The following is a 22,807-nucleotide window of genomic DNA, read 5'->3' on the forward strand; positions in this document are numbered from 1 at the left end:
TGAACTCTACGAGTTTCAGAATTACAACGAGGACAAGTATGAGGCTTCTTTTTCATTTCTAAATAAATTTCATAGCAAACATTATCAAGTACTTTTGTTATAATAACATCTTTAAAACCAAGTAAATTTTTGATACAATTATTAGTGTGCACTTGTAGGATGCCTCCTTTCAGGTAATATTTTTGTAGTTAATTTAATTTTACCAGGCATCTAAAACAGGTGCATATTTTTTTGTAAAAAAATATGCTGGGGCTACGCCCCAACATTTATTATAGAACCTATTAATTTTGATTATGTATTTCAAAAATAATTTTGTCTATATAAACAAAAAATATTTAAATAATGTGTAACATAAATAGAAAAAAACGTTTAAAATTGGTATAATAATAATTTGTGATTATATGATATGAGGTGAAAATATGCTGGCCAATATGGTATTGGAAAAAATAATTGATAAAATGCAGAATGCATTTGCATACCATAAAATAATATACGATGAAGCTAAAAATCCAGTTGATTATGAGTACATATATGTGAATAAATCCTTTGAGGAATTAACAGGTTTAAAAAAGCAGTATGTTATTGGTGCAAAGGTGACAGAATTGATTCCTAATATAAAGGAGAGTAGCTTCAACTGGATTGAATATTATGCAAAGATAGCAGAAAACGAAACAGAGGACCATATTGAGCAATACTTTGATATATGGGATAGATGGTATAGAATTGATGTATTCTCTCCTGAAAAAGGCTACTTTGCTACCTTATTTAATGATATTACAGATATAAAGAAGACCACAGAATCCTTAAGAGAACAGAAGGAAGTTTTAAACCAGATAACAGAAAATTTAGAAGAAGCAACATTTTTACAAGATGTTAATACTAAAGAGGTTATATATGCAAGTACAGCCTTTGAAAAAATCTATGAAATGAGTATAGAAGAGATGAAGAAGGATGTACAAAAGTGGAAACAGATGGTTCATCCTGATGATTATGAAAAAGTACAAAAAAGATATAATATGGATGTAACTCTTAAGGAAATGTATGAAAAGGGTATATTTGTAGAAAAGTTTAGGATTATAACTAATTCAGGGAAGTTAAAGTGGATTAAATCAAAGTTTTTGCCTATAAAAAATGAACAAGGTGAAATAATAAGAGTTGTTGGAATAGAACAAGATATAACAAGGGATATTGAAAATAAATTAGAAATAATTAGGCAGAAGGTAAAGGCAGAAAATTTAGCAATGAGGGATTATTTAACTAATCTATATAATAGACGTGCTTTTTTCCAGTTGGCTGAAGAAAGATGTAAAAAAGCAAAATGTAAAGATAATAATTTAGTTTTGGTAATGGCGGATATAGATAAGTTTAAAAGTATAAATGATAATTTTGGTCACGATGTTGGAGATTTAGTATTGAAGAATTTTGCAGATGTATTAAAATCTTCAGTTAGAGGAAATGATATAGTTGCAAGATTTGGTGGTGAAGAATTTATAATTCTTTTAAATGACATTGATGTGGAACAGGCCTATAAAAGAATTGAAGAAGTTAGAAAAAGAATAAGTGAAACAGAAATAACGGTTTTAGATAAAAAAGTTAAGTATACCGCAAGTTTTGGAATAAGCAAAGTGAATTGTTGTGGCTTTAAATATTTTGAAGAAGCAATAAAAAGAGCAGATATAGCCTTATATAGAGCAAAAGAAAATGGTAGAAATAGAGTTGAAATAATAGATTGATTTTAATTTTTCAAAAAAATATATATTTAAAAAGTTGGGTAAATTTGTTAAAATATAGTTGATGATTTTATTTGGTCTGGGGTGTTGCAAATGGATGGTGAATTCTTTAGACGGATAGTTAGTCGAATGCAGAATGCTTTAGCATATCATAGGATAATATATGAAAATGGACAAGCTGTAGATTATGAATATGTATATGTAAATAAGGCCTTTGAAGAGTTAACTGGACTTAAAAAAGATTATATAATAGGTAAAAGAGCAAGTGAAATAAAAGATAATCAATTTGTTGTATGTAATAATTTGAAGCTCTTTTCAGAGGTTGCAACTAATGGAACAGAGGATAAAATAGAACAATATTTTGATGTATGGAAAAGATGGTATAGCATAGATGTTTTTTCACCAGAACAAGGGCATTTTGGACTTCTATTTACAGATATAACAGATATAAAAAACTTAACATCAAGTCTTTCAGAGCAAAAGGAAGTAATGAAGCAGATTACAGAAAACTTAGAGGAAATAACATTCCTAATGGATGTTAAGACAAAGGGGATTATATATACAAGCAATTCTGCAGAAAAATTTACAGGAATACCTATAGAGGCTTTCTATGCAGATTCTAATATATGGTTGTCGTGTATCTATAGTGAAGATAGGGACAGGGTTATAAACAGACTTCAACTCATCAAATTGATTGATTACTTTAGATATTATAATACATATATTGAAGAGTTTAGAGCAGTGGACTGCAAAAAACAAATAAAATGGGTAAGGCTAAAATGTATGCCTATAAAAAATGAATATAACGAACCAATTCGAATAGTTGGTATCATTCAGGATTTTACTAAGGAAAAAAATGATAGAAATGAAATAATTAAGGCAAAGCAAAAAGCTGAAAAATTAGCTATGTTTGATTACTTAACAAGGGTGTATAATAGAAGAGCCTTTTTTGTACGTGCAAGAGAAGAGTTTTCAAGGGCAAAAAGGTTAAAAAAACCAGTAGCTGTAATTCTAACTGATTTAGATAAGTTTAAAACTATAAATGATACATATGGACACGATGTGGGAGATTTAGTATTAAAGGATTTTTCTAAGACAATAAAGAGTGCTGTTAGAAAATATGATGTTGTAGCAAGATTTGGTGGAGAAGAGTTTGTAATTTTATTAAGTGGTGTTGACCTTGAGGATGCTTATAGGAAGGCTGAGAATTTAAGAAGAGTAATTGAGCAAAATAGAGTGTATTCAAAGAAATTTAATTTACACATAAATTATACTGCAAGTTTTGGTGTTGCAGCCTTTGAGCCAAGAAAGGATTTAGCATTAGAAGATTTAATCACAAATGCTGATAGGGCATTATATAAGGCAAAAAATTCAGGTAGAAATAGGGTAGAATGCTTATAAGGACAGTTTGGAAGTATCCTAAGACTGTTGAAAAAATAGCCCCATGAAGGATTTCTTAGGCATTCGTTCATTTCGCAAAGCAATTCTAAGTTTTTCTTTGTTTGAAAAAGTCCTACCCTCGCGATGCCATCGTCCTGATGGCCGCTCGGCTCGGCACGTCCTGTGCCGAATTACGGACTTTTTCAAAATCAAAAAGCAAGAATTGCTAAAGCTCATGAAAGAGCCTATTGAAATCCTTTCATGGGGCTTTTTCAGATTTTATCTAACAATTAGGTTTGCCAACAATCTTAGGACAGGTTGGAATTGTTCTTATTTTTTTATATTTTTATATGCTAAATTATTAGGAAATTTAGAATTAATTCTTTAAATTTCTAAAAAATGTGGTAAAATATAAATTGACATAAACTTTCCCCTATGCGTTTTATTTTTTCTTTTGCATAGGGGCTTTTTTTATCTCTTTAAAATTTATTCATAATTAAGAATAAGTTTATAAACGATATTTTCTGAAAAATATTGACATTTGAAATAGTTTGTACAATAATATAATTAAGAAAACCTTTTCTATAAGGGGGAGTTATTATGGAAACTACAGTTTTAGATGTTGACTTAAAAAAAGAATACTTATTTGAGGGAAATGATGAGGGGTGTCTTGTTATTCACGGGTTTACAGGAACTCCAGCAGAGCTTAGGCTTCTTGGAGAAAGGCTCAATTCTAAGGGATATACTGTATATGGCGTAAGATTAAAGGGCCACGGAACAAATGTTGAGGATATGGAGAAATGCACATATAAAGATTGGATAGATTCTGCAATTGAAGGATACAATCTTTTAAAGAAAAGATGTAAAAAGATTCACGTAATAGGCCATTCTATGGGTTCACTTTTGGCACTTTACATTGCTGAAAACTATGAAGTTGATAGCGTCTCAGCTTTAGCACCGCCACTTTTTAATAAGAACAAAGCTGCTAACTTTGCATTTATTATAAAGTACTTTATGCGTTATAGTGAGTGGGAACCAAGAGAGAGACCAGAGGAAGAAATGAAATATTTACTTGGATATAATAAGGTACCAATAAAGTCTGTTGATGAGTTTAATAAGCTAAATAAAGTAGTAAGGAAGAATCTCTCAAAGATTGAGGCTCCACTTTTAATAGTTTATTCTACAAATGATGAAACGGTTGAACCAAGAAGTGCAGATTATTTAAACAACAGTGCAAAAAGTAAATTAAAGAGAATATGTAAATTAGAGAAGTCAGGTCATAATATAACAGTTGAGTGTGAAAGAGAAGATTGTTTTAAGGCTGTTTTAGAATTTTTATCTGAAATAAAATAAGGGGGATATTTTTATGAAGAAGAAGTTTGTTCCATATATTGTTGGACTTCCTAATTTGGGGGTTGGTCTGCTTTGGGCTATGAATATGTCAGTTATTCCGTTATTTGTATCGAAACTCAATGTATCAAATGCACAGCAGGGGCGTTTAATTTCAATGGGTGCCTTTACGGGTATATTTGTTCAATATTTAGTTGGTCTTTTAAGTGATAGAAGTAACTTTAAAATGGGAAAGAGAAAGCCATTTATGATAATGGGCTCAGTTCTTGCGGCGTTATTTTTAATTCTGTTACCTTATACAAATACCTATATGACAGCCTTTATGTTAGCATTTTTATTCTATTTCTTCTTAAATTTTTATCAAGGTCCATATTATTCATTGATTCCAGAGGCTGTAGATGAAAAGGAGCTTGGACTTGCAAATGGTTTTGCAAGAGTTGTAAGTGTAATTGGAAGTGCGATTATATTTATGTTAGGCCCAAGTCTTTGGGAAAAGAACTATAAATATCCATTTTATCTTGGAGCAATTTTAGGCCTTGTTACTGTTGTAATAACTGTATTCTTAGTTCGTGAAGATACTTCAAAGTATGAAAAACCTAATAAGGTTTCCTTTGATTTTATAAAGTTCCCATCAGTATTAAAACTATATCTTTCAGTATTTATGGTTTATATGTCCTTTGGATTTATTACGCCTTTCTTTGTAAAATATTGTACAACAAACTTAAATATATCAAACTCAGATGCTAATAATGCTCTACTAATATTAACACTTGCTGGTGCTGTATTTGCAGTTCCTATTGGAAAGCTTGCAGATAAAATAGAAAAGAGAAAGGTTCTCCTACTTGGAGTTGTATTATTTGCACTATCCCTTGCATTAGGCACATTTGTAAAGAATAAGACAGCACTTTTTGCTATAATGGCTGTTATTGGCATTGGATTTATAGCAATTCAAATAACAACTTATTCTATACTTGCAGAGATAGTTCCACCAGAAAGATTAGGTGAATTTATGGGTATGATGAACCTATTTATATCATTACCACAATTTTTAGCAAACAATATAATGGGATTTATGCTTGATAGGTTTGGATATGGAGTATTTTTCCCAACTGCAGCAGTAGCAATGGTTATAGCAGGACTAATAATATTAACATCAAGATTCAATAAATATATAAGTAAAGGAATTTCATCATCATTATAAAAAGTTGGGCCTTTAGCCCAACTTTTTTACTTTAGCACCACTAACTTTTTTCCATCTGATTCTAATATCTGAATTTTATCTTGTTTCAAAAGAGAGTCAATTATACCTTTAACCATTTTCTTTGAATCAAGAACTGTCATTACTTTTCTACTCCAAAACACTTTTGCTGTAACACCTTCTATTTCCCTTTCAAGTTCTTTATATGTAGCAGATTTGTTTTTAGATAGATACTTTAATATTTTATCCCTGCATTTTATGTATAATTTGTTTGTTAACTCAGTAGGCAGATAATATTCCTTTGCACGTCCATATATGATTAAAAAAGCTGTAATTAGAGCGATTGATAATACATAAATTACGTATTTCATAATATTCCTCCTTTAAACTATAGTCATAATAAAAAGTGACTATAATTTATTTGTTAATAGGTTCCACATTGGTGTTAATACCAATGTGGAACCTAACTTAACTAATTATAAACTCTTTGTTTTATTAACTTGTTTTGTTTCTTTTTTGTCTTTTAATACAAAGTAAGCTAAACTTAAAGCAACAAGTAGGAATAATATTAGAGCACCCCATCTTCCTAAAACAGGATTCTTTAAACTGAAATCAATTTCAAAGTATGCAAAGAATGCTAAAATTACGCCCATTAAACCTTCACCAGCAATTAAGCCTGATGAGTAAAGTATACCCTTTTCAACTTTTTCTTTACGTTCACCTTCATCCTTTATCTTCTTGTCTACTATGCCTCTTACAATTCCACCAACCATAATTGGAGTTGACAAGCTAATTGGTAAATATAGTCCTATTGCGACAGGAAGTGATGGAATCTTAAATAGCTCAAGCATTAATGAAATAAATACACCCATAAATACAAGGTTCCAAGGAAGGTTTCCATCCATAATACCTTCAATTACAAGTTTCATAAGAGTAGCCTGTGGAGCACTTAATTCCTTTGAACCGAATGTATATGCCTGATGAAGCATAATTAATATAAATCCTATTATAGCAGCTGAAGCAAGAACTCCTATAAGTTCTCCAATCTGTTGTTTCCAAGGAGTTGCACCAACAAGGTAACCTGTTTTTAGGTCCTGTGATATATCACCGGCTATTGCAGCAGCAGTGCAGACAACAGCACCAATAATTAAAGCAGCAATCATTCCTTCCTTACCATTATATCCAACTGCCTTTAGTATAACTGTTGAGAAAAGAAGTGTAGCAATAGTCATACCTGATACTGGGTTTGAAGAACTACCAACAAGACCAACTATTCTTGATGAAACAGTTACAAAGAAGAAACCGAAGATAGCAATAAGTACAGCACCCCATATTTTAACAGGAATTTGAGGAAGTACCGCCATAAGTACTATTAAAACAATTATACCAGCTATAACAAATTTTGGATTTAAGTCTGTGTCTATCCTTTCAATAATACCTGCTGTCTTCTTACCATATCCCTTCATTGCTTGTCTAAATGAATTTACAATTGTAGGTATAGCCTTGATTAAGCTAACTATACCTCCAGTTGCAACTGCACCAGCACCAATATATCTTATGTAGTTTTTCCATATACCTCCAATACCAAGTTGTTTAATTGGCACTGAAGCTGGGAATATTGGATCGTTAATGTATTGACCAAAGAAATATATTGCAGGAATTAATACAAGCCATCCTAAAATTGCACCACCGAGCATATACGCAGAAATTTGAGGTCCTACTATAAAACCAACACCAAGTAACGCAGGATATACATCCATTCCTACCATTGCACCTTTATATTTTGGTATTTCAAAATCTATTGAAGTTGGGAATAACATAAATCCATCGCCAGCAAGCTTATAGATAAGTCCAACTAATGCACCAATAAATACATAGATTGCACCTGTTCCGCCTTCTTCACCTGCAACTAAAACTTCAGCACAGGCAACACCCTCTGGATATGGAAGTTTTCCGTGTTCTTGTACTATTAAATATCTTCTAACAGGAATCATAAATAGAACACCAAGAGCACCACCAACAAATGTTAATATACCCATTGTTAAAACACTTGGAGCCTCACCCCATAGGAATAGAGCAGGAATTGTAAAAATAGCACCTGCAGCAAGAGATTCACCAGCGGAAGCTATTGTTTGAACCATATTGTTCTCAAGTATTGATTTTCTTCTTAAAAGAACTCTAACAATTGCCATAGAAACAACAGCAGCTGGAATTGAAGCAGAAACAGTCATACCTACCTTAAGTCCAAGATATGCATTTGCGGCACCAAATAGAGCAGAAAGTAGAACGCCAAGGATGATTGATAGTACTGTGAATTCAGGCATCTTCTTTTCTGACGGAACATATGGCACATACTTTTGTCCATCTTTTAGTCCGTATGCTCCATCAGGAAGTCCTTTTCTTGACATAAAAAACCCCTCCCCATTTTAAGATTTTTATATTAAAATTTTATTTCTATAAAATCATTTTAATTCCTTCTAAATTTTTACTTAACTTTTTTTAACAAAATTAAACGTGTTTATTGTTTGAATTAAGATTATGGTTTAAAATTTAATAGGGGTGATTTATATGCTAAGGAGCTTTATAAAATACTATAGACCACATATTGGACTTTTTATATTAGATATGGTTTGTGCGGTTTTGATTGCGGCAACAGACCTTATATACCCTATGATAACAAGAAGAATGATAAATAATATAATTCCTTCTAAAAACATTTCATTAATCTTGAATATTGGAATTGTACTTCTAATTCTTTATATACTAAGAATGGTATTTGAATATATTGTAGGATATTATGGACACGTTTTGGGTGTTAGAATGGAATATGATATGAGAAGAGATATGTTTTCTCATATACAGACATTACCTATTAGTTATTTTGACAACACAAAGACAGGTCAAATAATGTCGAGGATTGTAAATGACTTGAATGAAATATCGGAACTTGCACATCACGGGCCTGAGGACCTTTTTATTTCAACTCTTATGATACTTGGTTCGTTTATTCTACTATTAAGACTTAATGTAAAATTAACCCTAATAGTTTTTACAATAATACCTTTTATGATATATTTCACTATTGTATATAATTCTAAGATGAGGAGAAATTTTAGAAAAATAAGAGAAAGTTTAGCGGATGTGAATAGCAGATTAGAAGATTCAATATCAGGTATAAGAGTTGTAAAATCCTTTACTAATGAAGAATATGAAATTGATAAATTTGATGATGGTAACACTCAGTTTAAAAATTTAAGAACAAAGTCTGTAAAATACATAGGAATACTTCACGCTGGAATTAACTTTTTTTCAAATATATCAACTCTATCTGCACTAATTGCAGGTGGATACTTTGTAGCAAAGGGACAAATTGAAGTAGGAGATTTAGTTGCTTATCTACTCTATATAGGTCAATTTTTACAACCTGTAAAGAGATTAGCACAGTTTGTTGAGCAGTATCAAAGAGGAATGGCTGGATTTAAAAGATTTTATGAAGTTATGAATACAAAGCCAGATATTTTTGATAAAGAGGACGCAGTTGAGATAAAAAATGTAAGAGGAAAGGTTGAATTTAGGAATGTTAGTTTTAGTTACAACAATAAAAATACAGTTTTAGAGAATATTAATCTTAAGGCAAATGCAGGTGAGAGCATAGCAATTGTTGGCCCATCTGGTGTTGGCAAAACAACACTTTGCAGTTTAATTCCAAGGTTTTATGATGTAGATAGTGGAAGTATTTATGTTGATGATATAAACATAAAGGATATAAAACTAAAGTTTTTAAGGCAAAACATAGGTATTGTTCAGCAGGATGTTTTTTTATTTGCAGGAACGATACGTGAAAATATAGCCTATGGTAAATTAGATGCAACAGAGGAGGAGATAATAAATGCAGCTAAGGCAGCAAATGCCCACGATTTCATTATGGAGCTTGAGGATGGATATGATACATATATAGGTGAGAGGGGAGTTAAACTATCAGGAGGACAAAAACAGAGGATATCCATAGCAAGGATGTTTCTTAAAAATCCACCAATTTTAATATTAGACGAAGCCACATCATCCCTTGATAATCAGAGTGAGGCTATAATTCAAAAGTCAATAGAAGAACTATCAAAAAACAGAACAACCTTCATAATTGCCCATAGGCTTGCAACTGTAAAGAAGGCAAAGAGAATAATAGTTCTAACAGAAAATGGAATAGAGGAAGAGGGAACCCATAGTGAGCTTATGCAGAAAAAGGGAGTTTACTACGAACTATACAAGACACAATTTGAATAGGATAGGCTTTATGCCTATCCTACGGATTGTTAACAAACCCACTTGTATACTAAAGCATGAAAAAGCCCCATGAAAGGATTTCAAAATGGCATATTTCATGAGCTTTAGCAATTATTGCTTTTCGACTTTGAAAAAGTCCGTAATTCGGCACAGGACGTGCCGAGCCGAGCGGCCATCAGGACGATGGCATCGCGAGGGTAGGACTTTTTCAAACAAAGAAAAGCTTAAAATTGCTTAGCGAAATGAACCGATGCCCAAGAAATCCTTCATGGGGCTAATCAATATATAACTTTTTAAACAGCCTGATAGGATAGTCTTATGCCTATCCTAATGCTACATCAAGAACCATCATCACTATAAATCCTATTAACGTCATAATGCTTATAAGTCCTTCGTTTCCTTCCGACTGTGATTCTGGTATAAGCTCCTTTACAACAACATAAATCATTGCACCAGCTGCAAAGGATAGGGCATAAGGTAGTATAGCCCTTATATACACAACAAGATAAGCACCGATTACAGAAGAGATGGGTTCTACAAGAGCAGATGCCTGACCATACATAAAACTTTTAAAGGAGGACAATCCTTCTCGTTTTAAAGGCAGAGAAACTGCAGCACCTTCTGGAAAGTTTTGTATTCCTATACCAATAGCAAGAGAAACTGCTGCAGCAAGAGCTGCTGCACTATACCCAAAGTTTAAGGCACCAAATGCAACTCCTATTGCAAGGCCTTCAGGAATGTTGTGTAGTGTTATAGCAAGTATAAGTAAAAACATTCTTCTCCAAATATTTTCTTCTTTTGTTTCTTTTTTGTGTATTTTACCAGCTAAAAAGTCTGTTAATCTAATAAATAAGCCTCCAAACAAAAAACCAAATGCAGTTGGGAAAATAGGGTTATATCCTAATTCATCTGCAAGTTCTATTGCGGGTGAAAGAAGTGACCAAAAGCTTGCTGCAATCATAACACCTGCTGCAAATCCCATCATACTATTTAAAATTTTTTTGTTGACATCCTTAAAAAAGAATACAATAGATGCACCAAGAGCAGTAATAAGCCAAGTAAAAAGTCCTGCTAATAGTGCAAGTAATAAAGGAGAAAAATTATTTAATGCATTCAAAATACCACCCCCTATTAATTTAGAATATTTAGAAGGGGTGGTTTTTGTTACACAAAAAATAAAAAGCAAAGAGCACATAACAATCTACCTTGCACCAACATAGATGGTTTATTACCCAACTGCAATCTCTCGACTGCAATAGAGCAGTTTGCCACCTAAGCAGATGGCTCGTTCGACTATAAAGGATATCTAATTAGCTATATACAACCTTTCGGCTGTATATAACCAAGTTTCGTGTGGGCCCCAACACGAATATCAACACCCTTTATAATCTTAGCTCGACCCTTTAGGATAGATTGGAACCATATTATAATCATATGATGAATATACGACTATAATATAGCTTTTCTCAACCCTAAAGAATCTTCCCTCCGACTATATATAAGCCCAAATAGATGGACCTATATATAATCTTTGGTCGACCTATATACACCCCTGCCAGGGAGCATATATAGATCTTAGCTCAACTGTTATATACCCTTTGCTTATATTAATAATATTTCCTCAAATTTAAAATCCTATACGTAAATATAAAAGCTATTGGGGCTGATTGCCCAATAGCTTTATTTTTTAATATATATATGGTGTTAAAGTATATTTTTGTGTATTACTGTATGATCCATTATATCCTATAACTAAAATATAATAATACCCTGTGTATTTTGCTTTATATACAATTCTTTCCGATGATCCATATCCGTTTTCTGAGTAGGCTACTAATGTGCCAGATTGATTATATAGGTATAAGTCGTAATCCCCAGGAACATTAGTTAAATTAATATCTACATATTTACCATTATTCACATAAATTTTATAAAAATCTTTATCTGAAGGAGTAAATATATATGATGAATAACTTGTGGAAGAATATACTCTATATGCTTGGGAAATAGTATCGTTAGGTTCATATAAATCAGTTGTTTGATAAATGCCAACTTGATCAAATGCCCAACCGACAGCTTGAGCTTCGGTACTATTTGTACCATACAAATCTTTAGCTGACTGTATTAATCCCAACCTTGCATTATAGAAGTTAGTGCTACTTGTAAAATATGTGGTTAAAGCACGATAGTATATTCTTGCTGTTTTTTCACAGCCTATACTTTGAGCTATTAGAAAAGCAGCTTTATTTGGGATTCCTGAATTAATATGAACACCTCCATTGTCATCGGAAGTATAAACATAATTGTTCATATGGTCGGGTTGATTATAAAGTGTAGGATTTGATAGACTTCTTAAGGCATCATTAGGTGTTGAAGGAGTATAAATGTCATCACCAATTACCCAATCTGATACGTTAAATTGCCACTCTCCTCCATTAGCTACGTTATATTTGTCATATGTTTGTACTAAAACGCCAAATACGTCTGCTAATGATTCGTTTAGAGCACCTGATTGGTCTTTATATGTTAAATTTGCTGTATGAGTAATTACTCCATGAGTCATTTCGTGTGCAACAACATCTAAATCTCCTGATAGAGCTCTAAATAATGTGCCATCTCCGTCTCCATAAACCATTTGAGTACCATCCCAAAATGCATTATTATATTTACTACCGTAATGCACAGTAGATATTAGACTCATACCATTATTATCTAAGCTGTTTCTATTAAATAAATTTTTATAAAATTGATAAACTACCCCTGCATAATAATGAGCACTAACACCTGCTGAATCGTTAATTGTTGTTGTAGCAGAATAAATTGTATTTCCGGGATACGTTTGTCTGTTGTTTGCTGATGTCGTTTGAATATAGCTATTTGTTGGCCTTGTTATGTCTTTTGTGTAATAATAAGAACCTTCTTGATAAAGAATTAAAGTTTTTGTTGTACCATCAACAGCTGTCCCATTGCCATAGACTACTCCATCATATCTAATATTGCTGGTGATATTTATAACTCTTCCGCTATAAACGTCTATATAAACTTCCCAATTACCTATTTCAGGCTCATTATACTGAATATTTATTTTATAGGTTTGATAGTATTTGTTATCATCTGAATTTTTATAGATGACAACTTTAACTGTAGGTGGTGTACGTAGTTCTTTGAATTGAAATTGTGATTTTGCAATTTCTACTGCTTGAATTTCAGGAAGAACGGATGTAGAGTCTTTAGCAATACTTATGTTATCAATAATTTGACCAGTTATTTTTTTAAGAACTTTATTTTTTACGTGTGCAATAATTTCTTGACCTTCTATTGGTATTCCATTATACTGCTGATTAAATTTTACATGAGTAAAACCGAGTTCATCCTTAAATTCTGAAATTTTTTGTAGTTTAATTTGATTATTTAAATCAAATTTATCTTTATTTTCATTAATAACTTTTTCTAATGTATTTTCATCTAAATTAGCTTGTAAGTTTACATCTAAATCGTGGAATAAATTTATTTGTTTAGCTTTAATTTCTTCTTGTAAATTATTTTCTAAAGGATTTTGCATTAGTTTTTTAGGAGACGCAAAAGTTGAAGTGGTAAATGCAAAAAGTAATATAAGAGTTGCTGAAAAAAGTTTTTTAAACATCAAATCCTCCTATATGAAATATTCTAATAAAAATATATATTTACAATAAAATAAAATTATTACACAAAGTCTCAAAATGTACAAAACATTTTGAGACTTTATATTTATTTAATCATATTAATAAAATACCTATGAAAGCTCAAATCATCTGTTAGTTCAGGATGGAAAGAAGTTACTAAAATATTATTTTGCTTTGCAGCGACTACTTTATCTTCAACTTTGTGGATGATGTGAACATTATTACCTACTTCGCGTATATAGGGAGCCCTTATAAATACTAATTCAATAGGCTTATTTGATACTTCAGGTATTATATCAATCCTTTTAAAACTATCAATTTGACTACCAAAGGCATTCCTTTTAACCTTTATATCCATAACTTGAAGATGCCTTCTCTCATCGTTTTCTATTTCCTTTGCCAATAGAATCATACCTGCACAGGTTCCCCAAGTTGGTAGACCAGATTGAATCAATGCCTTTAAAGGAAGAAATATATTAGTATCCTTTAAAAGTTTACCGATTGTTGTGCTCTCACCGCCAGGTAGAATAATTCCATCTATATTTTTTAAATCATCAATTTTTTTTACTTCAATTGCTTCAATATCAAGTTTTTTTAGATGATTAATATGCTCAATTACACCACCCTGAAGAGATAGAACTCCAATTTTCATTTTACCATCCTCTTTCTGCAAAATTACTATCTAAATTTTTTATTTCAATTCCAAACATAGCATCACCTAAATCCTCCGATATTTCAGATAGTATCTTTGGTTCATTATAATAAGTAGTAGCCATTACTATTGCCTTTGCTCTTTTTTCTGGATTTTGAGATTTAAAAATTCCAGAACCTACAAATACTCCTTCTGCACCTAATTGCATCATAAGTGCAGCATCAGCAGGTGTCGCTATTCCTCCTGCAGCAAAGTTTACAACCGGTAGTCTACCATTTTTCCATACATATCTTACAAGTTCATAAGGTGCATTTAATTCTTTACTAATTGTCATCAAAGATTCTTCACTTGCTGATTGAACCATCTTTATTTCTTCATTCATTTGCCTTAAGTGCCTTACAGCTTCTACTACATTTCCAGTTCCAGCTTCACCTTTTGTTCTTATCATAGAAGCTCCTTCACCAATTCTTCTTAAAGCCTCGCCTAAATTCCTTGCACCACAAACAAAGGGTACTTTAAAATTCCATTTATTGATGTGATACTTTTCATCAGCAGGTGTTAAAACTTCGCTTTCATCAATAAAGTCTATATTTAAGGCTTCAAGTATTTGGGCTTCAACAAAGTGTCCAATTCTTACTTTAGCCATAACAGGAATAGAAACAGCGGATTTTATTTCTTTAATAAGCTTAGGGTCTGACATTCTTGCAACTCCACCTTGTTTTCTAATGTCAGCAGGAACCCTCTCAAGTGCCATTACAGCACAGGCACCAGCTTTTTCGGCAATTTCGGCCTCCTTTGCACAGGTTACATCCATAATCACTCCACCCTTTAGCATCTTTGCAAGGTCTTTGTTTAATTCATAGCGTTCCATAATAAAAATTCCCCCTTTTAATACAAATGTTACGATACAATTTAAAAGTGTTATACTCATAATATAGATACATTTATTTCTTTATTTTGTCAATAAAAAAATCTGCCTAATTTAGGCAGATTTAAACTATTTTTAAACTTAAATCTAATGATTTATATGAATGAGTTATGTACCCCGTTGATATAAAATCTACGTTTGCTTCAGCAACTTCTCGTATATTTTCTAAATTTACATTTCCTGACACTTCAATCAAAGCTTTTCCATTAATAATAGATACAGCTTTTTTTATATCTTCAATATTCATATTATCAAGCATTATAATATCAACATTGCATTCTAAGCATTCTTTAACCATATCAATTGTTTCAGTTTCAACTTCAATTTTTTTAAGATAACCATATTTAGAACTAACCATATCTACAGCCCTTTTGATAGAGCCTGCAGCCTTTATATGGTTGTCCTTTATTAAAATACCATCAGATAGGTTAAAGCGATGATTCATAGCACCACCAATACTGGTTGAATATTTTTCAAGTATTCTTAAAGTTGGAGTTGTTTTTCTTGTATCTAATAGTTTTGTCTTTGTACCCTCAAGTTTTTTAACAAATTGCCAAGTTGTTGTTGCAATACCGCTCATTCTTTGTATAAAGTTTAAGGCAGTTCGTTCTCCAATTAATATATTTTGCGTACTTCCATATAGGGTACAAACTACATCTCCACTTTTAATTAAACTTCCATCTTCAAAATTTGTAGTACATACAACATCACCTAATATATCAAAAACCCTTTTAAATACAAAAGTTCCTGCAATTATTCCATCTTGTTTAGCTATAAGCTTTGCAGTTGATTTCATATTTTTATCTATAATAGCTTCAGTAGTTAAATCTATATAATTGATATCCTCATTTAAGGCCTTTTTTATAATTTCATCTATTTCAAACAAGTTCATCACTTATATCACTCCTATATTTTTTTAAAAGATTTTTAAAAAGAATTTTATTTTCTAAAGCAATTTCATCTATATTTTTATTGCAATCTAAGATTTCAACTTCTTTATTATAGATGTTTTTATTAATATAATTTGCACATCTTCTACCAAAGACAAGACCCTCAAGAAGGGAGTTGCTGGCAAGCCTATTATTTCCGTGAAGACCTGTACAGCTTACTTCACCAACTGCAAATAGATTGTTCATTGAAGTTCTTGATAATTCATCAACTTCAATACCACCCATATAATAATGTTGTGCAGGGCGTATAGGTATTGGTGATTTAGTTATATCTATACCATAATCAAGGCAAGTATTGTATATTAGAGGAAATCTTTTTTTAATATATTCATTATTTAAATGGGATATATCTAAATAAACATATTGACAATTATTTAATTTTAATTCTTCCCATATTTTGTTTGCTACTTTATCCCTTGGTAGGAGCTCATTAACAAATCGTTGACCATAGATGTTTTTGAGAATTGCTCCTTCACCCCTTAAGCTTTCTGAAATCAAAAACATTCTGTCTGCTGATTTTTGGTATAGTGCAGTAGGGTGAAATTGTATATAGTCTATATCTTTAAGCTTGATATTATGTCTTAGGGAAATAGAAAGTGCATCTCCTGTTAAAATTCTTGTATTAGTTGAGTTTTTAAAAAGTCCTCCTATTCCTCCAGTAGCAAGTACTGTATATTTTGAGTAAATATTTAATAATTTATCATTATTTAAAAATATACCTCCAAGGCATTTATTGTTTTTTACAATTAAGTCGATAAGAGTAGTGTTTTTGATTATTTTAATATTTTTTCTATCTTTTAACTTTAAAGAAAGGGTTTCTATTACGTGTTTACCTGTATAATCCTTATGGTGAACAATTCTGTTTTTACAATGTCCACCTTCCTTGGTATAGAGTAGTTGTCCATTTATTGAATCAAATTTAACTCCAAAATTAATGAGCGAATTAATCACATCCTTCGATTCCTTTGCAACTATATATACAACTTCAGGTTTGTTTTTATAATTTCCAGCGTTTAATGTATCAATTATAAAGTCTTCAATGTCATTTTCATCGTAAACAGTTGAAATTCCACCCTGAGCAAGATAAGAATTTGAGTCTGTTATATTAGATTTTGTAACAAGAATAACGTTTATATTTTCATCTAAATTTAAAGCTGTAAAAAGTCCAGCAATCCCAGTCCCTACAATTAAAACATCCGTAGTTAAATTCATAATATCACCCTGCAAGTTCAATCATTTTCATTAAAGACTTTAGTGCTAAATTTGAAATTTCCTCATCAACTGTAATAGAGTGTTTTTTATAGAGTAGAGAGTTATAAATGTCCTCAAGTGTTGTCTTTTTCATATTTATACAAGTTGCAGTAGTACCTGGAACATAAAAGTTTTTATTAGGATTGTTTTGTTTTAAGGTGTGTATAACACCATCTTCAGTTGCAATTAAATAGTTTTTATAATCTGTTTTATTTGCAAAGTCGATAATCTCCTTTGTACTTCCTAAAAAATCAGCAACTTCTCTAACCTCGCTATTGCATTCTGGATGGGCTAAAACCACAAGGTTATTAATTTTTTCTTTTAAGCTGATAATATGTTTTACTTGTATTCTTTGATGAGTAGGACAAAACCCATCCCAAATTATAAATTTTTTGTTAGGAAATTTATTTTTTATATGTTCTCCTAAATTTTTATCAGGCAAAAAAACAATTTTGTCATTTTCAATTCTGCTTATTATTTTTTCTGCATTTGAGGATGTTACAACAACATTACACAATGCCTTTACATCTGCACTTGTATTTATATAACATACAAATGTATAATCAGAGTATTTTTCTTTAAATTCCTTTAGAGTTTCGATATTAACCATATCTGATAGAGGGCAGAGGGCATCTAAAACTGGAAGTAATATTTCCTTTTCTGGAGACAATATTTTAGCACTTTCTGCCATAAAGTGTACACCTGCAAATACAATAGTTTTATTTTTGCATTTTTTAGCTATTTGACTTAAATAAAAGGAGTCGCCAACATAGTCTGCGATATCTAAAACTTCAGCTCTTTGATAGTTGTGAGCAAGAATTATTGCATCTAAATCTTTTTTAAGTTTTATAATTTTATCCCTCAAACTTTACACCTCACTTTACACCTGTATTTACATATATCATATATCATAAAATTATAATTTTCAATCCATTTAAAAGGTCAAAATAAAAAAGCTGTGATGCTATAGTGCTATCACAGCTTTATAACTAAGTTATGAATAAAGAAAAAGGAAAGAGCACATAACAGTCTACCTTGCACCAACATAGATAGTTTATTACCCAACTGCAATCTTTCGACTGCAATAGAGCAGTTCGCCACCTAAGCTGATGGTTCGTTCGACTATAAAGGATATCTACCCAGCTATATACAACCTCTCGGCTGTATATAACCAAAAATCACTCAGGCCTAAAAGTGAAATCCCAATACCCTCTATAATCTTAGCTCGACCCTTTAGGATAGATTGGAACCATATTATAATCAAATAAAAAGTTCGACTATAATATAGCTTTTCTCAACCCTAAAGAATCTTCCCTCTGACTATATATAAGCCCAAGTAGATGGACCTATATATAATCTTTGGTCGACCTATATACACCCCTGCCAGGGAGCATATATAGATCTTAGCTCAACTGTTATATACCCTTACCTTACACTATTATTAATGCCTTGTTTTAAAAAAAATATTCATATGTTTATTTAAAATTTTTGTTGCTTTTTTTGAAAATTACACATAATATTAATATATTAAACAAAATAAAAGGTGGTATAATATGACAACATTAAAATTTAACGAACTAAACCTATCAAAGGAGTTACTCAAGGCAATTGCAGACCTTGGATATGAAGAAGCAACTCCTATACAAAGTCAAGCAATTCCTATTGTATTAGAGGGACACGATGTAATAGGTCAGGCACAGACGGGAACTGGAAAGACAGCAGCCTTTTCAATACCTGTTATCGAGAGAATAGATACAAGCAAAAAACAAATACAAGCACTGATTTTGTGTCCAACAAGAGAACTTGCAATACAGGTTAGTGAGGAGATAAAAAAACTATCCTCCTATAAGAAGGGAGTATATGCACTTCCTGTGTATGGAGGTCAAGCGATTGAAAGACAAATACAAGCTCTTAAAAAAGGGGTGAATATAGTAATAGGCACTCCAGGTAGAGTTATTGACCATATAAATAGAGGAACAATTAAATTAGACAATTTAAAGATGATTGTTCTTGACGAAGCAGATGAAATGCTAAATATGGGATTCATTGAGGATGTTGAGTTTATATTGAGTAATGCACCAAAGGAAAGACAAACACTTTTATTTTCTGCAACAATGCCAAAGCCCATATTAGAACTTACTCAGAAATATCAAAATAATCCTAAGATGGTTAAAATAGTTCAAAAGGAACTTACTGTTCCAACAATTGAACAAATCTATATAGAAGTTAGAGAGGCAGATAAAATAGAAGTTTTATCAAGACTTTTAGATATACATAATCCAAAACTATCTTTAGTATTCTGTAATACAAAAAAGAAGGTAGATGAAGTGTCTATGAGCCTTCAAGCAAGAGGTTATCTTGCGGATGGGCTTCACGGTGATTTGAAACAGCTACAAAGAGATAAAGTAATGCAAAAGTTTAGAAACGGCTTAATTGAAATACTTATAGCAACTGATGTTGCAGCAAGGGGTATTGATGTTGAAAATGTTGAGATGGTATTTAACTATGATGTACCACAGGACATTGAAAACTATGTTCATAGAATAGGAAGAACAGGAAGAGCAGGTAGAGAAGGGAAGGCATATACCTTTATATCAGGAAAGGAAATATATAAATTAAAGGATATACAAAGGTATACAAAAACAAAGATTAAGATGGGTAAAATACCAACAATAAATGATGTTGAAGAAAGAAAGATATCAGCTCTAATCGACAACATAAAAGAGATAATAAATGAAGGTGGACTTGAAAGATATGCAGGTATAATTGAAAGAATAGTCGGTGATGAATATACTTCATTAGATATTGCATCAGCTCTTCTAAAGATGACAATGAAGTTAGATGAAAAATATGATGAAGATGTTCAAGATACAGAGCAGGATAGAGAAATGACAAGGTTGTTCATTAATATAGGTAAGAATCAAAAGATATCACCAAGGGATATTGTCGGTGCCTTTGCAGATAAGGTTAAAATACCTGGTGACTTGATTGGAAGCATAGACATATATGACAAATTCTCCTTTGTAGAGGTTCCGAGGGAATATGCAAAGGAAGTAATGAAGATAATGAATGAAAATACTATAAAAGGCAAAAAAGTAAATATTGAAATTGCTAAGAAAAAATAAAATATTTTGCTTGCAATTACATTGAATATGTGTTATAGTAATAAAGTACCCGAAAGACAGATCAACATTCTCCTTGTATAGCCTTGGAAATGTTGTACCTGGTCTTAAGGAAAAAAGGTTATATTTTAGGAGGAATGTTGAAATGGCAGACAAGAATTTAGTATGTGTAGACTGTGGTAAGGAGTTCATCTTCACAGAAGGAGAACAACAATTCTACGCTGAAAAGGGATTTGAAAACGAACCAAAGAGATGCCCAGAATGCAGAAAAGCAAGAAAGCAACAAAAGAGAAACTTCAATAGATAAGAAGTTAAAAGCAGCGAAAAGCTGCTTTTTTTTGTGGTGGTTATATAATATATAACTCAGGCTGTTGAAAAAGTTATATATTGATTAGCTCCATGAAGGATTTCTTGGGCATTGATTCATTTCGCTAATCAATTCTAAGCTTTTCTTTGTTTGAAAAAGTCCTACCCTCGCGATGCCATCGTCCTGATGGCCGCTCGGCTCGGCACGTCCTGTGCCGAATTACGGACTTTTTCAAAGTCGAAAATCAAGAATTGCTAAAGCTCATGAAAAATGCCATTTTGAAATCCTTTCATGGGGCTTTTTCATACTTTAGCTAACAAGTGGGTTTGTCAACAATCTGGGTTATATAATAATATATAACTTTATAATTGAAATTACGCTGTTCTTAAATATTAAAAAATTTCAATCGATTTTTCTACATATATTTACAAAAAATATTAATCTGTTATTATTAAAGTATAAAGATAATTATTATTTATTAATAACATTTAAACAATCTCCCAACACCATTAAATCCTCCCAAAATAGGCTGCATTGCAGCCTATTTTTTTAGTTTTTTTCTAAGACTTGGTTCCATAGCACCTGTATCAATGTTTTTTATATTTGATTCAACGTGTTTAAATGTGCAGGGTTTGCCTTCGCAGTAGGATTCAACTGCTCTATCATCTGTTGGATACATTTCTGTAACCTCTGGTGTTACACTGTTTTTAAATTCTTTTTTAGTCATAAACACACCTCCATTAATATTATTTCAATTTAGCTGACATAAGATACTATTATTAAATAAATAAAAATGTTCAAAAAATATCAAAAATGTTTTATAATTATATTATGTTTAAGTTAATAAATAACTATAATGTGCTATACTTTTTTAGGGGGAATATATTTGAGACCTTTTTTTGCTGTTTTAATTCTTTTACTATCTTTTGTTCTTCTAATACTTCATAATCAATACATTAAATTGAGGCAAAAATATGAGAGGGAGGTAGATTTAAATAATTTACTAATTGAAATCTCTAAAGAGTTAATGGCATATAAGGATGTAAATAAGCTCTTTAAAAAGATATTAGTAGATACTTTAAAAATTGTAGAAGAAGGGGATGCAGGCAGTATACTTGTTTATAACAAACAAAAGGATTGTATGGAGTATGTGGCAGCAATAGGATATGATATAGATGAGCTTAAAAAAGTTAATTTTAATAAGGATGAGCTGTATTTATATAAGCTAAACAGGTTAAATGCTGCAGATATAATAAAAAATCCACGTTCCTTTGATAGCGAATTTATAGATAATGAAAAGTATAGGATGCTACTTGAAATGAATGCATTAGAGATTAAGTCAACTTTAAGTGCCCCTATTTATATAGATGGTGAATTTTATGGAGTTATAAATATCGATAATCTTAATAAGATAGATGCTTTTACAAATAAGGATATTGAGCTTATTGAATTTTTAGTAAAGCAACTGGAAGCTTCTATAAAAAATGCTATTTTACTTGAAGAATTAAAGTATGCTTTAAGAAGGGACAAACTAACAGACGTATATAATAGAAGATGTTTTGAAGAAATACTTGAGAAGGAAATAAAAAGAGCAGCAAGATATGGAAATAGCTTTAGTATTGTACTAATTGATTTAGATGATTTCAAACCAATAAATGATACCTATGGGCATAAAATGGGAGATAGGGCATTAAAATATTTTGCGGATGTATTAAAGAAAAATTTAAGGGATACAGATGTGGTTGCAAGGTTAGGTGGAGATGAATTTGTATTACTTCTGCACGGAGCAGATGAGAATAAATCAGAGGGTAAGATAGGATTTATAAAAAATTATTTAAGAGAAAATCCTTTGGAAGATATAGTTATTGATTTTAGCTATGGTATATGTGAATATAGGGATGGAATGGATATGGATACTCTGATGACCAAGGCAGACGATAAAATGTATGAACAAAAAAGGATAAAAAAGGTGGAAAGATAGAGGCATTTTTGCCTC

At 31.4% G+C, this 22,807-nt stretch carries 18 protein-coding genes; 8 read left to right on the forward strand and 10 right to left on the reverse strand.

The genetic code is table 11. The annotated features are described in order from the left end of the window. Window positions 1-419 precede the first annotated feature (419 nt). From BUB63_RS07535 to BUB63_RS07550, 4 genes are all read left to right on the forward strand, one after another. The gene (locus tag BUB63_RS07535; protein ID WP_027308140.1) at window positions 420-1,733 is read left to right on the forward strand and encodes a diguanylate cyclase; all 1,314 of its coding nucleotides are present in this window, start codon (window positions 420-422) and stop codon (window positions 1,731-1,733) included. Between the two features lie 90 nt (window positions 1,734-1,823). After that, window positions 1,824-3,131, forward strand: a complete 1,308-nt coding sequence (locus BUB63_RS07540; RefSeq protein WP_073248852.1) for a diguanylate cyclase — start codon at window positions 1,824-1,826, stop codon at window positions 3,129-3,131. Window positions 3,132-3,710: 579 nt separating this feature from the next. Beyond that, entirely contained in the window at window positions 3,711-4,463 is a 753-nt protein-coding gene (locus tag BUB63_RS07545; RefSeq protein WP_073248854.1) for an alpha/beta hydrolase, read from the forward strand. A 13-nt stretch (window positions 4,464-4,476) separates the two neighbouring features. After that, entirely contained in the window at window positions 4,477-5,661 is a 1,185-nt protein-coding gene (locus BUB63_RS07550; protein ID WP_073248856.1) for an SLC45 family MFS transporter, read from the forward strand. A gap of 26 nt (window positions 5,662-5,687) precedes the next feature. Here BUB63_RS07550 and BUB63_RS07555 read toward each other — a convergent pair whose 3' ends face one another. Both BUB63_RS07555 and BUB63_RS07560 read right to left on the reverse strand, forming a co-directional pair. Then, the gene (locus BUB63_RS07555; RefSeq protein ID WP_073248858.1) at window positions 5,688-6,029 is read right to left on the reverse strand and encodes a hypothetical protein; all 342 of its coding nucleotides are present in this window, start codon (window positions 6,027-6,029) and stop codon (window positions 5,688-5,690) included. Between the two features lie 105 nt (window positions 6,030-6,134). Continuing rightward, on the reverse strand, window positions 6,135-8,066 hold the full coding sequence (locus tag BUB63_RS07560) for an OPT family oligopeptide transporter (RefSeq protein WP_073248860.1): 1,932 nt from the start codon (window positions 8,064-8,066) through the stop codon (window positions 6,135-6,137). A gap of 160 nt (window positions 8,067-8,226) precedes the next feature. Between BUB63_RS07560 and BUB63_RS07565 the strand changes: the two genes are divergently transcribed. Beyond that, window positions 8,227-9,939 carry an ABC transporter ATP-binding protein gene (locus tag BUB63_RS07565; RefSeq protein ID WP_073248862.1) on the forward strand — a complete coding sequence of 571 codons (1,713 nt, stop codon included), beginning with the start codon at window positions 8,227-8,229 and terminating at the stop codon, window positions 9,937-9,939. 322 nt (window positions 9,940-10,261) lie between these two features. Here BUB63_RS07565 and BUB63_RS07570 read toward each other — a convergent pair whose 3' ends face one another. The 7 genes from BUB63_RS07570 to nadA form a co-directional block, all read right to left on the reverse strand. Next, a complete protein-coding gene (locus tag BUB63_RS07570) occupies window positions 10,262-11,056 on the reverse strand; it encodes a ZIP family metal transporter (RefSeq protein ID WP_073248864.1) in 795 nt (264 codons plus the stop codon). A gap of 570 nt (window positions 11,057-11,626) precedes the next feature. Further along, the gene (locus BUB63_RS07575) at window positions 11,627-13,582 is read right to left on the reverse strand and encodes a M4 family metallopeptidase (protein ID WP_073248866.1); all 1,956 of its coding nucleotides are present in this window, start codon (window positions 13,580-13,582) and stop codon (window positions 11,627-11,629) included. A gap of 104 nt (window positions 13,583-13,686) precedes the next feature. Next, entirely contained in the window at window positions 13,687-14,253 is a 567-nt protein-coding gene (pdxT, locus tag BUB63_RS07580) for a pyridoxal 5'-phosphate synthase glutaminase subunit PdxT (RefSeq protein ID WP_073248868.1), read from the reverse strand. A 1-nt stretch (window position 14,254) separates the two neighbouring features. Continuing rightward, window positions 14,255-15,124, reverse strand: coding sequence for a pyridoxal 5'-phosphate synthase lyase subunit PdxS (gene pdxS, locus BUB63_RS07585; protein WP_027308149.1), 870 nt, complete (start codon window positions 15,122-15,124; stop codon window positions 14,255-14,257). 121 nt (window positions 15,125-15,245) lie between these two features. Then, window positions 15,246-16,073 carry a carboxylating nicotinate-nucleotide diphosphorylase gene (gene nadC, locus BUB63_RS07590; protein ID WP_073248870.1) on the reverse strand — a complete coding sequence of 276 codons (828 nt, stop codon included), beginning with the start codon at window positions 16,071-16,073 and terminating at the stop codon, window positions 15,246-15,248. Beyond that, entirely contained in the window at window positions 16,060-17,343 is a 1,284-nt protein-coding gene (locus tag BUB63_RS07595; RefSeq protein ID WP_027308151.1) for an L-aspartate oxidase, read from the reverse strand. Before BUB63_RS07595 ends, nadC begins: the two co-directional genes overlap by 14 nt. A gap of 4 nt (window positions 17,344-17,347) precedes the next feature. Next, window positions 17,348-18,247: a quinolinate synthase NadA gene (gene nadA, locus BUB63_RS07600; RefSeq protein ID WP_073248872.1), complete on the reverse strand. Its 900-nt coding sequence runs from the start codon at window positions 18,245-18,247 to the stop codon at window positions 17,348-17,350. A 688-nt stretch (window positions 18,248-18,935) separates the two neighbouring features. Here nadA and BUB63_RS07605 point away from each other — a divergent pair. After that, window positions 18,936-20,507 (forward strand): DEAD/DEAH box helicase, encoded by a 1,572-nt coding sequence (locus BUB63_RS07605; protein WP_073248874.1) that lies wholly within the window; start codon window positions 18,936-18,938, stop codon window positions 20,505-20,507. Window positions 20,508-20,649: 142 nt separating this feature from the next. Then, window positions 20,650-20,811 (forward strand): zinc-ribbon domain-containing protein, encoded by a 162-nt coding sequence (locus BUB63_RS07610; protein WP_027308154.1) that lies wholly within the window; start codon window positions 20,650-20,652, stop codon window positions 20,809-20,811. 541 nt (window positions 20,812-21,352) lie between these two features. Here BUB63_RS07610 and BUB63_RS07615 read toward each other — a convergent pair. Further along, on the reverse strand, window positions 21,353-21,538 hold the full coding sequence (locus BUB63_RS07615; protein ID WP_073248876.1) for a hypothetical protein: 186 nt from the start codon (window positions 21,536-21,538) through the stop codon (window positions 21,353-21,355). Window positions 21,539-21,697: 159 nt separating this feature from the next. Here BUB63_RS07615 and BUB63_RS07620 point away from each other — a divergent pair, with 159 nt between their 5' ends. After that, on the forward strand, window positions 21,698-22,792 hold the full coding sequence (locus tag BUB63_RS07620; protein WP_073248878.1) for a sensor domain-containing diguanylate cyclase: 1,095 nt from the start codon (window positions 21,698-21,700) through the stop codon (window positions 22,790-22,792). Window positions 22,793-22,807: the final 15 nt, after the last annotated feature.

Origin of the sequence: Caloramator proteoclasticus DSM 10124 (assembly GCF_900129265.1) — a bacterium.
Lineage (GTDB): Bacteria > Bacillota > Clostridia > Clostridiales > Caloramatoraceae > Thermobrachium > Thermobrachium proteoclasticum.

Bases quoted from the DNA above. Each gene is read 5' to 3' on its own strand.
- BUB63_RS07535 (WP_027308140.1), top strand. From the start codon at position 420: ATGCTGGCCAATATGGTATTGGAAAAAATAATTGATAAAATGCAGAAT.
- BUB63_RS07540 (WP_073248852.1), top strand. From the start codon at position 1,824: ATGGATGGTGAATTCTTTAGACGGATAGTTAGTCGAATGCAGAATGCT.
- BUB63_RS07545 (WP_073248854.1), top strand. From the start codon at position 3,711: ATGGAAACTACAGTTTTAGATGTTGACTTAAAAAAAGAATACTTATTT.
- BUB63_RS07550 (WP_073248856.1), top strand. From the start codon at position 4,477: ATGAAGAAGAAGTTTGTTCCATATATTGTTGGACTTCCTAATTTGGGG.
- BUB63_RS07555 (WP_073248858.1), bottom strand. From the start codon at position 6,029: ATGAAATACGTAATTTATGTATTATCAATCGCTCTAATTACAGCTTTT.
- BUB63_RS07560 (WP_073248860.1), bottom strand. From the start codon at position 8,066: ATGTCAAGAAAAGGACTTCCTGATGGAGCATACGGACTAAAAGATGGA.
- BUB63_RS07565 (WP_073248862.1), top strand. From the start codon at position 8,227: ATGCTAAGGAGCTTTATAAAATACTATAGACCACATATTGGACTTTTT.
- BUB63_RS07575 (WP_073248866.1), bottom strand. From the start codon at position 13,582: ATGTTTAAAAAACTTTTTTCAGCAACTCTTATATTACTTTTTGCATTT.
- pdxT (WP_073248868.1), bottom strand. From the start codon at position 14,253: ATGAAAATTGGAGTTCTATCTCTTCAGGGTGGTGTAATTGAGCATATT.
- pdxS (WP_027308149.1), bottom strand. From the start codon at position 15,124: ATGGAACGCTATGAATTAAACAAAGACCTTGCAAAGATGCTAAAGGGT.
- nadC (WP_073248870.1), bottom strand. From the start codon at position 16,073: ATGAACTTGTTTGAAATAGATGAAATTATAAAAAAGGCCTTAAATGAG.
- BUB63_RS07595 (WP_027308151.1), bottom strand. From the start codon at position 17,343: ATGAATTTAACTACGGATGTTTTAATTGTAGGGACTGGGATTGCTGGA.
- BUB63_RS07605 (WP_073248874.1), top strand. From the start codon at position 18,936: ATGACAACATTAAAATTTAACGAACTAAACCTATCAAAGGAGTTACTC.
- BUB63_RS07610 (WP_027308154.1), top strand. From the start codon at position 20,650: ATGGCAGACAAGAATTTAGTATGTGTAGACTGTGGTAAGGAGTTCATC.
- BUB63_RS07615 (WP_073248876.1), bottom strand. From the start codon at position 21,538: ATGACTAAAAAAGAATTTAAAAACAGTGTAACACCAGAGGTTACAGAA.